The following is an 11,836-nucleotide window of genomic DNA, read 5'->3' as shown; positions in this document are numbered from 1 at the left end:
GGCTATTCCCGCCGGATCAGGCGGTCGGCGAGCAGCGAGGAGAAGAAGCCGGGCTTGAATTCGCGCTCGAGCCGTTCGGGATCGTAGTCCCCGGCGACCCAGTCGAGGAACGGCGTGCCCTTGCTGGCGCCTTCGCGGGCATAGGTCTCAAAGAAGAAGTCGAGAATGCCGGTCTTGGCGAAGCGGAAATGGCCGTAGCGCAGAGAGAGCTCGGCCATCGCCTCCGCGAGAGGCCGCTTCTCGTGGACCAGCAGATAGAGCGCGGCGAAGAAGCCAGCCCGGTCGGCGCCGGATTTGCAGTGCACCAGCGCTGGGGTCTGCAGGCTGGCGAAGAAGGCGGGGGCGGCAAGAAGGGTGTCGCGGTCCGGCGCGCCGCGCGAACGCAGGACGAATTCGACCAACGAGATGCCGTGGCGCTCGCAGGCCTCCTTCTGCAGCGGCCAGGCGCCGTGCTCGCGGCCGCCGCGCAGGTTGACGATCGTCTTCACGCCCTGGCGGGCGAACCAGGCGATGTCGGTCGGGGCCGGCTGGGCGGCGCGCCAGAGCTGCGGGGTGATGCGGTGCGCATTGAGATAGACGAGCCGGAAGATGCCGTGATCGGCCAGGAGCATGTTGGTCCAGGCGCGCGCGCGATCGAGCCGGCCAGTCAGGGGGCGGTCCCAGCGCGCGATGCGCGCCATGCGCCTTGCGTAACGGTCTTCCGGCCGCCGCCAGCGGTTCAGCATGGGATCGCACCTGTCATGCCGGCCCGATAGCAGCGCGAGCCCTGCTGCGCAAATCGGTAACTCCGACTAAAAGCCGGGCTTGGCCTTTGCGCCGCAACCGCGCATAAGGCCGCGGAAGTTTTGTCATCGACAGGTCAGGTACATGCGGCTCGACGCCATCGCCATCGGCAAGAATCCCCCGGACGAGGTCAACGTCGTCATCGAAGTCGCAATCGGCGGCGAACCGATCAAGTACGAGATGGACAAGGAAGCGGGAACGCTGTTCGTCGATCGCTTCCTCTATACGCCGATGCGCTATCCCGGGAATTACGGCTTCATCCCGCATACGCTGTCGGAAGACGGCGACCCCTGCGACGTGCTCGTCGCCAATACCCGTCCGCTGGTGCCGGGCTCCTATATCGCGGTCCGTCCGATCGGCGTGATGATGATGGAGGACGAGGGCGGCGGCGACGAGAAGATCATCGCCGTGCCAGTCCCCAAGCTGACCAAGCGCTACGAGAACGTGACGAACTACACCGATCTGCCGCAGATCACGCTCGACCAGATCCAGCACTTCTTCGAGCACTACAAGGACCTGGAACCCGGCAAGTGGGTGAAGCTCACCGGCTGGGGCGACGCCGCGAAGGCGAAACAGCTGATCGTCGAGGCGATCGAGCGGGCCAAGAAGGCCAAGGGCTGAGGCTCGTCACTGAGGAACATGCCATGGCCGGGGTCGCCCCGGCCATGGCATTCGGCATTCCCTATTTCTTCAGCAGCCGTTCGATCTCACCGCGCAATTGCGGACCGAGATCGCCGCGCTCCAGCGCATAGGCGACATTGGCGCTGAGGAAGCCGATCTTCGAGCCGGTGTCGTAGATGTCGCCGTCGAAGCGCACCGCGAAGAACTTCTCCTGCTGCGCCAGTGCGATCATCGAGTCGGTCAGCTGGATCTCGCCGCCTGCGCCCTTCTCCTGCTTGGCGAGCAGATCGAAGATCGTCGGCTGCAGGATGTAGCGGCCGGTGATGTGCAGGTTCGACGGCGCCGTACCCTTCGGCGGCTTTTCGACCATCTTGCTGATCTGCGAGACCTTGGCCTTGGCGTCGGCGACGCCAACGATGCCGTATTGATGGGTCTGGTCGTCTGGGACCGGCGCGACCGCGATGTGGTTGCCGCCATGCTCGGCATGGGCCTCGATCATCTCGGCAAGGCAGCCCTTGCCGCTGGTGTGGTGCAGCATGTCCGGCAGCAGCAGCGCGAAAGGCTCGTCGCCGATGATGTCGCGGGCGCACCAGACGGCGTGGCCGAGCCCGAGCGGCGCCTGCTGGCGGGTGAAGCTCGCAGCGCCGGCGGCCGGCAGGTCGAGCTTGAGCGCCTCCAGCTCCTTGGTCTTGCCGCGCTTGGCCAGCGTGTCGTCGAGCTCGTAGGCCATGTCGAAATGGTCCTCGATCACAGCCTTGTTGCGGCCGGTGACGAAGACGAAATGCTCGATCCCGGCGGCGCGGGCCTCGTCGACCACATGCTGGACCACCGGTCGGTCGACGATGGTCAGCATCTCCTTCGGGATCGCCTTGGTGGCAGGCAGGAAACGGGTGCCGAGACCAGCGACGGGAAAGACCGCCTTGCGGATTTTCTTGATCATGCGCGTCCATCTCGCGCGCCTTGGGCGCACGCCTGCTGAGGTCGGAGGGCTTCGGGAGAGCCGGCTTCGCCCGATTCATGCCGGCCGTTCAAGGCTGGCCCGTGAATCTGGCGAAAGCCGGGCCGGCCTTGATCTCAAATACCAGTCGGGCCTTGCCGATACGTCAACGCTTTTGCCGTAGAGTGCCGGATCTGCCGCCCTCCCCTGCAGCCCTGCACGGCTTCCTCGGGACCATGCCCGAGATTAGCCATGCCAAGGAGACAGGCTGGATCGAACTGTCGTGATTCCCGTTTATGCGGATCACGTGACGAGGAGACGAAGATGGCGATTCTGGTTTCGGGCGGCGCGGGCTATATCGGCAGCCATATGGTCCTCGAGCTCTTGGACCGCGGCGAGAAGGTCGTCGTGCTCGACGATCTCTCGACCGGCTTCTGGTGGGCGGTGCCGCAGGAGGCGACCCTCGTGCGCGGCGACATGGGCGATCAGGCCCTGGTCGAGCGCACCATCGCCGAGCACGGCATCAGCGAGATCGCGCATTTCGCCGCGAAGATCGTCGTGCCGGATTCGGTATCGGATCCGCTCGGCTACTACCACAACAACACCGTCAAGACGCGCGCCTTGCTGGAGAGCGCCGTGCGCGGCGGCGTCAAGCATGTGATCTTCTCCTCGACCGCCGCCGTCTATGGCGAACCACCGGTCTCGCCGGTGCCGGAGGAGATCGCTCTCAACCCGATCAACCCCTATGGCCGCTCCAAGCTGATGAGCGAATGGATGCTCGGCGACGTCGCCCGTGCCCATGGACTCACTTATGTCGCACTGCGCTATTTCAACGTCGCCGGTGCCGATCCAAGGGGCCGCTCGGGCCAGTCCAGCGCCACCGCCACCCATCTGATCAAGGTTGCGAGCCAAGTCGCGCTCGGCCAGCGCGCCGGGCTCGACATCTTCGGCACCGACTACGCAACACCGGACGGCACCTGCATCCGCGACTATATCCACGTCACCGACCTCGCCCGCGCCCATCTCGCCGCACTCGACCATCTGCGCGCCGGCGGCGGGAACCTGACACTGAACTGCGGCTATGGTCGTGGCTATTCGGTCAAGGAAGTCGTCGAGGTGGTGAAAGAGGTTTCGGGCGTCGATTTCCCGGTCAGGCTTTCGCCGCGCCGCCCGGGCGATCCCGCCGCGCTTGTCGCCAAGGCCGACCGCATCCGCGCCGAGCTCGGCTGGCAGCCGGAGCATGACAATCTCTCCGAGATCGTCACCCAGGCACTGGCCTGGGAAGAGAGCCTGCGCAAGCGCAACGCCAGCTGACGACCTATTTGGCGCGGCGTTAACCCATGGTTAACCTCGTTCGGGCGCTGTGGTGGAAAGACACTGCGACCGAGCCAGAGGAGCAACCATGCGCCCCGTCACCGTTCTCGCCTTCGCCGTGGCGCTCGGCCTCGGGCCGGCGCTTGCGCAGACGACGGGTTCGATCAATCCGGCGCGGGCGCAAACCCCCAAGCCCGAAACGAGGCCGACCGCACCGGGCCTCGACGGCTTCCTGAAGACGCTGTGGCCGATGGCTCAGGCGCGTGGCATCTCGCGCAAGACCTTCGACCTGGCCTTCCAGGGCGTGACGCCCGACCCCTCGATCGTGACGCTGACCCGCAAGCAGTCGGAATTCGTCGCGCCGATCTGGAGCTATCTCAACAGCGCCGTCGGCGGCGGCCGGATCTCGCGCGGCCGCGAGATGCTCGACGCCCATGCCAGCGTGCTGGCCCAGGCCGAATCCCGCTATGGCGTGCCCAAGGAGATCATCCTCGGCATCTGGGGGATGGAGACCAATTACGGCTCGTTCAAGGGCGACAAGGACGTGATCCGCTCGCTCGCGACGCTGGCGAACATCCGCTATCGCGGCGACTTCTTCCGCGACGAGCTGCTGACCGCGCTGGAGCTGATCGAGAAGGGCTATGTCGAGCGCAGCGAACTGCGGGGGTCCTGGGCCGGCGCCATGGGCCACACCCAGTTCATGCCGTCGAGCTACATGAAATACGCGGTCGACCAGACCGGCGACGGCCATGCCGACATCTGGACCTCGACCAGCGACGCCATCGCCTCGACCGCCAACTATCTCAAGGGCTATGGCTGGACCCCCGGACTGCCCTGGGGCATCGAGGTCGTGGTGCCCGAGGGCTTCGACCACAATCTCTACCGCGCCAGCTTCTCGTCCTTCCGCTCGGCCGGCGTGCGCCGCGCCGATGGCGGCTCCCTCCCCTCATCTGGCGAGGCGCGTCTGTTCTACCCCGCCGGCCATACCGGCCCGGCCATGCTGCTGACGGCGAATTTCGACGTCATCAAGAAGTACAACTCCTCCGATGCCTATGCCCTCGCCGTCGGCCATCTTGGCGACCGGATCGTCGGTCGGCCCGCCCTGCAGGGCGAATGGCCGGTCAAGGCGCCGCGGCTCGACAAGGCCGGCACGACAGAAGTCCAGCGCCGGCTGAAGGGGCTCGGCCTCTACAATCACGACGCCGACGGGCGCATCGGCACCGGCACGCGCGAGGCGGTCCGGCAGTACCAGCTGCGCGTCGGCCTGCTCGCCGATGGCTGGCCGACCCCGGCCCTGCTGACGCGGATGAAGGCGCCCCGCTGACGAACGAGGCGATCGCGACTATATTGCCTGACGGCGCCCCCTCCTGACCGGCGCTGATCGAGAGCATGATGCGCCTGCGTTCGCTCTTCATGGTTCTGGCAGCGGCCCTGCTCGTGCTCATCACCGGCGGACCGGTCTCGATCGCCCAGAACCCGGTGCCGCCGGGCCGGATACCGCAGGCACAGCCGCAGGGCCGCAGCCTGTTCAACATGTTCTGGCAGATTCCGGAGAGGCCAGCCGCCCAGCCACGGCAGCCGCGGCAGCGTGTCGCTCCGGTCCAGCAGCGCCGGGCGCCGACGCGCGTCGTCGTCCGCGACGATCCGGTCATCCCCAAGGTCGACGTCAACCACCACGTCCTGGTGATCGGCGATACGCTCGCCGGGCAGATCGCCGAAGGGCTGGAGGACAGCCTGCAGGACCGTGCCGACGTCGCCGTCGAGAACAAGGCCAAGGCCGATAGCGGGCTGGTCCGTACCGACTTCTATGACTGGCCGAAAGCGGCAGGCGAGCTCCTGGCGGCAGATGCCAAGATCATGGTCGGCGTCGTCGTGCTCGGGCCGAACGACCGCCAGGTGATCCGCGAGGGCGAGATCACCCATGAGCCGCTGAGCGAGCGCTGGCTCCAGCTCTACAAGGCACGGGTCGAGGCCGTCGCCTCAGCCTTCAGCACCAGGCGGGTACCGCTGATCTGGGTCGGCGCGCCGCCGATGCAGAACGCCCGCCTCTCAGCCGACCTGACCACGCTGAACGACCTCTTCCGCAAGGGCGCGGAGGCAGCCGGCGGCGAGTTCGTCGATCTCTGGGGCGTCTATGTCGACACGGAGAACCGCTACGCCGCCATGGGGCCGGATGTGAACGGCCAGGTCGCCCGGCTGCGGCTCGGCGACGGCGTGCATTTCACCAAGGCCGGCGCCCGCAAGGCCGCGCATTTCATCGACGTCGTCATCCGCCGCCTCCTGGAGAAGACGCCGACACAGAACGTCATTGCCCTGCCTGTTCCCCCCGAGGCAGACGGCACGCCCGCGCCGGCCCCACAGCCAATGGATGTCGAGCGCCTGATCGACCGCATGGTCAGCGGCATCCCGACCGATCTCCCTCTCGTGCCCGTGGTCCCGCCCCGGCCGCTCGCAGGCCCGATCCTGCCATTGACCGGCGCGGTCTCCCCGGGTGGCGATGCGGCGCTGATCGCCTCGATCCAGGAAGCGCGTGGCCGCGGCGATGTCGCAGCCGGGCTCGACCGCGTCTTCGGCCAGGGCATCGCGCCCGAGCCGCGCCCCGGCCGCGCCGACGATTTCCGCTGGCCGCGGCCGAACTGAGACTGCCTCAGGCCAGCTGAAACCGCTCGAAGCGCCCCATCTCCTCGTCGACCTGCCGCTTCAATTCGGGTGAAGGCTCCGGCTCCAGCCAGGTCCATTGCTGCACCAGGAGCTTGCGCGCCGCCCGGTCGGTCTTGAGGTCGGCGACGGCGACGATGCGGTCATCCGCCAGTACCGGCAGGCCGAAATAGCCGAAGACGCGCTTCTCCTTGGGCAAATAGGCCTCGAAGACGTGGTCATAGCCGAAGAACAGCTTCAGCCGCTTGCGCTGGATGACCAGCGGATCGAAGGGCGAGAGGATGTGGACGAGACCGTCGTCGGCCGGCCCGGATGGTTCGAGCACCTCCGGCAGCGCCCAATGCGCGGCTTTCTCCGCGCCTTCGATCGCGACCGGCACCAGCTCCTTGCGCCTGACACGCCCGGCGATCAGCTCGGCGATCGCCTTCTTGCTGGGCGCATCGAGATGGCAGATCGAATCGAGGCTGACGATGCCCTGCGCCCGCAGCGCCCGGTCGAGCTTGTAGGCGGCAACCTGGCGTTCGGAGGCCGGCGCCGGCTGCTTCTCCCAGCCGAAATGCCGGTCGATCAGCTCATAGGTCTTGAGCATGCCGGAGCGGGCCGAGATCGCGAGCTCGCCATCGTAGAAGGCACGTTCGAGCAGGCCTTTTGACGGCTTCTTGCTCGCCCAGAGATGCGTCTTCTCGACCAGCACGTCGGTGTCGATGTCGCGGATGGTGAGGGCGCCGTCCTTGCGGATGCGACGCAGCAGCTTGCGCGTCTCCTCGCGGCTGCCGACCGAGGCCCAGCGCTTCGGCTCGGCGCGATGCGCCTTCATCGCCGGCAGGAAATAGCGCAGGTCCGTGGCCGGCACATAGGACAGCGCATGCGTCCAGTACTCGAACACCGCCTTGTCCTGCGACTGTGCTTGCGCGAGATCGTCGCGGCTGTAGCCCGGAATCCGGCTGTAGAGGATGTGGTGATGGCAGCGCTCAACCACGTTGATCGTGTCAATCTGGACATAGCCGAGATGGCTAACCGCAGCCGCCGTCGCCCCGGTGCCAGAGCCGAAGGGCTCGCGCGTGTCGAGCTTCTGGGCCTTGAGCCAGATCCGGCGCGCTTGCGCCTTGTCGAGGGTTAGAATCTTCCGCGGTCGTGTCGCCATGAGGGCAAGCTAGCGATGGCACCGCCAAAGGTTAAGGCGCGCAATTGCCATCTACTGACACATCATGACGGTGGTCTTCGCCGGCTCAGCCGGGAATGGACAACGCCTGGGCCAGCGCCTCCGGCGTCAGCTCCGCCAGCCCCATCTGGACCTTGAAGGCCCTCGTCTTCTCGCCGGGCTTCATCACCAAAATCACCGTCTCCGTCCCCGGGCAGGCCGGGTCAGCGCAGAGGATCTCGTTGACCGCGATCACGGCGTTCTCGGGCAGGCCGAGCAGCTCGCGCACCTGTTGCTTGACCTGCTTCGAGGCATCGGCCCCGGCGGCCTCGCGCTTGTCCTTGCCGAACAGGCCGAAGCGCATCGCCGCTCAGCCGCCCGGCAGGGTGAGCACGCCGGCCGCACCGTCTTCGGTGCCGAAGGCGAGGCGCTTGCCAAACTTGTCCCAGGCGAAGGCGGTGATGCCGCTGCCGCGCTGCGCCGGCCGCACCAGAAGCTCCGAGGCGTCGGTCAGGCGCACCAGCAGGATGCAGCCATCGTCATAGCCGATCGCCAGAACCAGCGCCTTGGGGTGGAAGGCGACGCGGGTGACCTTGGCGTGGCGTGCGCCGCATTCGCGCGGCGCCTTGCCGGTCGGCCCCTCGCCCTGGAAGGGCCAGACGATCGCGGCGTCCGCGCCGCTGGAGGCGAGCCAGAGCCCGTCATGCGACCAGGACAGCGAGCGAGGCTTCGCCGGATAACCGGTCATGCGCATATGGCTCGGCTTCTCGCCGAGGCGCCAGCCATGCAGCGCGTTCTCCTGCATGGCGGTGACGATGAAGCGCCCGTCCGGCGACCAGGTCACGTCGAGATGCGAGCCCTTCCATTCCAGGAAATCGGGCTTGGCCTCGGTGTTCGGATACCAGAGCAGCACGCCGTTCATCTGCGCGATGGCGAGCCGGTAGCCTTTCGGTGCGAAGGCAAGGCCCTGCGGCGTCGAGGCGACGTCGAGCGACCTGAGCTTGCCCTTGTCGTCGCGGGCGTGGACATCACGGCCGCTGTTCCAGGCGATGCTGCCGGAGGCCGACACCGTCACGGCATCGATCCAGCGCCGCTTTTGATCGCGGGCGAGCTCCTCCGGCGCGCCATCGGCCGAGATCGCGACCACGCGGCCGTCATCGCCGCCGCTGATCAGGCGCGCGCCGTCCGAAGCTGTGCAGAGCAGGCCGCCGCCATGCGCCTCGATGTTTTCAGTCTCGCCGTCGCGCCAGCGCAGCACCCGGCCATCGGCGAGGGCGAGCGCCAGCGTCTGCTTCAGCCAGACGGCGCCGACGACATGCTCGCCGGCTTCGACGGGAACGACATGCTCGCGCAGCGAGACGGGTTTGGTGATCGAATCCATGCCCACGCTTTAGCTCAAGCCGCGCAGGCCATGAACCCCTTGCGCAGCGCCGCCTCGTCGAGATCGCGGCCGATGAAGACGAGGCGCGATTCGCGCTTCTCGCCGGACTTCCAGTCGCGCTGCAGGTCGCCGTCGAGGATCATGTGCACGCCCTGGAAGACGAAGCGGCGCGGCTCGTCCTTGAAGGCGAGAATGCCCTTGGAGCGCAGGATGTTCGGCCCTTGCACCTGACTGATGTCGTTGATCCAGGGCATGAACTTCTCGGGATCGACGTCGCCGGGGATGGTGAAGGACATCGAGCGGACGTCCTCCGAGTGATGGTGATGGTGGCCGGCTTCGAGGAAGTCGGGCTCGATGTCGAGGATGCGGTCGAGATCGAAGGCGTTGCGATCGAGCAGATCGGCGATCGGCAGGTCGCAGCGCGTCGTCTTGTGCAGCTTGGCATAGGGGTTGATCGCACGGATCGTCGCCTCGACCTCGGCGAGCTCCTCGGCGCTGACGAGATCGGTCTTGTTCAGGATGATCACATCGGCGAAGGCGATCTGGTTCTTGGCTTCCGGCGCGTCCTTGAGCCGGTCCTTCAGCCACTTGGCATCGGTCACGGTCACGACCGCGTCGAGCTTGGTGGCGTCGCCGACATCCTGGTCGACGAAGAAGGTCTGGGCGACCGGGGCGGGATCGGCGAGACCGGTGGTCTCGACGATGATCGCGTCGAACTTGCCCTTGCGCTTCATCAGGCTGTCGAGGATGCGGATCAGGTCGCCGCGCACCGTGCAGCAGATGCAGCCATTGTTCATCTCGAACACTTCCTCGTCGGCGCCGACGACGAGGTCGCCATCGATGCCGGTCTCGCCGAACTCGTTGACGATCACGGCGAATTTCTTGCCGTGATCCTCGGTGAGAATGCGGTTGAGGAGCGTGGTCTTGCCGGCGCCCAGATAACCGGTGAGCACCGTGACGGGAATCTTCTCGGACATGGATTCTACCTTCAAAACGGTTCTGCCGAACCGAGCATCACATCCACCGTCGTCATCCTGGCCGAAGCGAAGCGGAGTGCCGGGATCCATCGTAGCGCTCCGGAGCCCTCCGATGGATCCCGGAGCTGCGCCGCTACGCGGCTTGTCCAGGATGACGCCGTTGCTGCGGGATGGGACCCTCAGGCCGGGCCGGCGACGAGCGCCTTCTCGATCTGGCTTATATTGTGTTTCATCATCGCGATGTAAGTCCCGGCCGGGCCGTTCTCGGCCGAAAGCGCATCGGAATAGAGGCGCCCGCCGATCTTCGCGCCGCTCTCCCTCGCGATCTGCTCGGCCAGGCGCGGATTGGTGATGTTCTCCAGGAACACCGCCGGCACCTTCTCCGCCTTGATCTGGCGGATGATGCGGGCGACGTCCTTGGCCGAGGCCTCGGCCTCGGTAGAGACGCCCTGTGGAGCGATGAAGGCGATGCCATAGGCCTTGACGAAGTAGCCGAAGGCGTCATGCGAGGTGATCGCCTTGCGCCGATCTGCCGGGATGCGCGCGACCGCGGCCTTGATCTCGCTCTCGAGCGCATCGAGCTTGGTCTGATAGGCCGCGGCGTTGGCCTCATAGACCGCCTTGCCAGCCGGGTCGGCCGCGACCAGTGCATCTCTGACATTGCCGACATAGAGCTTGGCATTGGCGACGCTCTGCCAGGCATGCGGATCCTCGCCGCCATGGCCGTGACCGTGATCATCGGCCATCTTCAGTGGCGTGATTCCGGTTGTCGCGGTCGCGACGGTCGCCTTGGTGCCCGAGGATTTCACCAGCCTTGTCAGCCAACCCTCGAACTTCAGCCCGTTGACGACGACGAGCTTCGCCCCTGCCACCGTCTTCGCGTCGGCCGGCGTCGGTGAATAGACATGCGCGTCGCCATCGGGGCCAACCAGTGTCGTCACCACGACCCGTTCGCCGCCGATCTCGCGGACGAAATCGCCGAGGATCGAGAAGCTCGCGACAACAGGCAATTTCTCCTGAGCGAAGGCCGGAAATGGCAGAGTGGCACCGGCGGCAAGGCCGAGAAGAACGGAGCGGCGGTTCAGCATGGCATCTCTCGCGCTATATGAAACACTATAACATAACTAACGCTGGAGATGGGCCCTCGGCAAGAGGCGTCGCGCAAGCCCGCCCTGCGAACCCAGCAGGAGCGAGCCGAGATAGAGTGCGCCAGCGGCAAGGATGATCGCCGGTCCGGCCGGCAGATTACTGCCGGCGGCGTAGGAAGCGACCAGCCCGATGTATCCAGACGCCATGCCGAAGCCGCTCGCGAGCAGGATCAGCCGGGTGATGTCGGCGGTCCAGAAGCGCGCCGCGGCGGCCGGCAGCATCATCAGCCCGACGGCGAGCAGCGTGCCGAGCGCATGAAAGCCGGCGACGAGATTGATCACGACGAGGCCGAGGAAGGTCAGGTGCACGACGCCGCCGGAGCGGCTGACCGAGCGCAGGAAGCCGGGATCGACGCATTCGAGCACCAGCGGCCGATAGGCCAGCGCCAGCACACCGAGCGTCAGGCTGGCGACGCCGGAGAGCAGCACCAGCACGTCGTCGTCGAGCGCCAGCACATTGCCGAACAGGACATGGAAGAGATCGACCGCCGAGCCGCGCAGCGAGACCAAGGTGACGCCCAGCGCCAGCGAGATCAGGTAGAAGGCGGCGAGCGAAGCGTCTTCCTTGAGCACCGTCAGACGCGCCACGGCGCCGGCCGCGAGCGCCACGGTGAAGCCGGCGACGAGCCCGCCCAGCGTCATCGCCGGCAGCGAGAAGCCGGCGACGAGATAGCCGAGCGCGGCGCCGGGCAGGATCGCATGCGCCATGGCATCGCCGGTCAGGCTCATCCGCCGCAGCATCAGGAAGACGCCAACCGGCGCGCCCGAGACCGACAGCGCGATCACGCCAACCAGCGCCCGGCGCATGAAGTCGAATTCGGCGAAGGGGCCGATCAGAAGGTCGTAGAGCATTGCGTTCAGTTCAAATACGCCGTC

Annotated in this window: 12 protein-coding genes; 4 read left to right on the top strand and 8 right to left on the bottom strand. The window is 66.6% G+C overall.

The window, feature by feature from the left end; genetic code table 11:
- Nucleotides 1–2: 2 nt before the first annotated feature.
- The gene (locus VGV58_RS03075) at nucleotides 3–725 is read right to left on the bottom strand and encodes a fused DSP-PTPase phosphatase/NAD kinase-like protein (protein WP_326872505.1); all 723 of its coding nucleotides are present in this window, start codon (nucleotides 723–725) and stop codon (nucleotides 3–5) included.
- Nucleotides 726–867: 142 nt separating this feature from the next.
- On the opposite strand from VGV58_RS03075, the gene ppa reads away from it, so the two are divergent.
- Nucleotides 868–1,404, top strand: coding sequence for an inorganic diphosphatase (gene ppa, locus VGV58_RS03070; RefSeq protein ID WP_326872504.1), 537 nt, complete (start codon nucleotides 868–870; stop codon nucleotides 1,402–1,404).
- Nucleotides 1,405–1,465: 61 nt separating this feature from the next.
- Here ppa and VGV58_RS03065 read toward each other — a convergent pair whose 3' ends face one another.
- Complete coding sequence (locus VGV58_RS03065) at nucleotides 1,466–2,344, bottom strand: UTP--glucose-1-phosphate uridylyltransferase (protein WP_326872502.1); 879 nt, start codon at nucleotides 2,342–2,344, stop codon at nucleotides 1,466–1,468.
- A gap of 321 nt (nucleotides 2,345–2,665) precedes the next feature.
- Here VGV58_RS03065 and galE point away from each other — a divergent pair, with 321 nt between their 5' ends.
- The 3 genes from galE (at nucleotide 2,666) to VGV58_RS03050 (ending at nucleotide 6,295) form a co-directional block, all read left to right on the top strand.
- Entirely contained in the window at nucleotides 2,666–3,655 is a 990-nt protein-coding gene (gene galE, locus VGV58_RS03060; RefSeq protein ID WP_326872501.1) for a UDP-glucose 4-epimerase GalE, read from the top strand.
- Nucleotides 3,656–3,743: 88 nt separating this feature from the next.
- Entirely contained in the window at nucleotides 3,744–4,979 is a 1,236-nt protein-coding gene (locus VGV58_RS03055) for a lytic murein transglycosylase (RefSeq protein ID WP_326872500.1), read from the top strand.
- 68 nt (nucleotides 4,980–5,047) lie between these two features.
- Nucleotides 5,048–6,295, top strand: a complete 1,248-nt coding sequence (locus VGV58_RS03050) for an SGNH/GDSL hydrolase family protein (RefSeq protein WP_326872499.1) — start codon at nucleotides 5,048–5,050, stop codon at nucleotides 6,293–6,295.
- Nucleotides 6,296–6,302: 7 nt separating this feature from the next.
- Here the strand turns inward: VGV58_RS03050 and VGV58_RS03045 are convergent, their stop codons facing one another.
- The 6 genes from VGV58_RS03045 to VGV58_RS03020 all read right to left on the bottom strand — a co-directional run bounded on the left by VGV58_RS03045 (nucleotide 6,303) and on the right by VGV58_RS03020 (nucleotide 11,812).
- Nucleotides 6,303–7,457, bottom strand: coding sequence for a winged helix-turn-helix domain-containing protein (locus tag VGV58_RS03045; RefSeq protein WP_326872498.1), 1,155 nt, complete (start codon nucleotides 7,455–7,457; stop codon nucleotides 6,303–6,305).
- A gap of 85 nt (nucleotides 7,458–7,542) precedes the next feature.
- Nucleotides 7,543–7,818 carry a hypothetical protein gene (locus tag VGV58_RS03040; RefSeq protein ID WP_326872497.1) on the bottom strand — a complete coding sequence of 92 codons (276 nt, stop codon included), beginning with the start codon at nucleotides 7,816–7,818 and terminating at the stop codon, nucleotides 7,543–7,545.
- 6 nt (nucleotides 7,819–7,824) lie between these two features.
- On the bottom strand, nucleotides 7,825–8,835 hold the full coding sequence (locus VGV58_RS03035) for a WD40 repeat domain-containing protein (protein ID WP_326872496.1): 1,011 nt from the start codon (nucleotides 8,833–8,835) through the stop codon (nucleotides 7,825–7,827).
- Nucleotides 8,836–8,849: 14 nt separating this feature from the next.
- The gene (locus tag VGV58_RS03030; RefSeq protein WP_326872495.1) at nucleotides 8,850–9,812 is read right to left on the bottom strand and encodes a CobW family GTP-binding protein; all 963 of its coding nucleotides are present in this window, start codon (nucleotides 9,810–9,812) and stop codon (nucleotides 8,850–8,852) included.
- Between the two features lie 179 nt (nucleotides 9,813–9,991).
- Entirely contained in the window at nucleotides 9,992–10,900 is a 909-nt protein-coding gene (locus VGV58_RS03025; protein WP_326872494.1) for a metal ABC transporter substrate-binding protein, read from the bottom strand.
- Nucleotides 10,901–10,936: 36 nt separating this feature from the next.
- Nucleotides 10,937–11,812, bottom strand: coding sequence for a metal ABC transporter permease (locus tag VGV58_RS03020; RefSeq protein WP_326872493.1), 876 nt, complete (start codon nucleotides 11,810–11,812; stop codon nucleotides 10,937–10,939).
- Between the last annotated feature and the right edge of the window lie 24 nt (nucleotides 11,813–11,836).

It is taken from the genome of Allobosea sp. (assembly GCF_035944895.1).
Lineage (GTDB): Bacteria > Pseudomonadota > Alphaproteobacteria > Rhizobiales > Beijerinckiaceae > Allobosea.
Note: the sequence above shows the minus strand (reverse complement) of the source record. Positions and strands in the feature narration are given on the sequence as shown.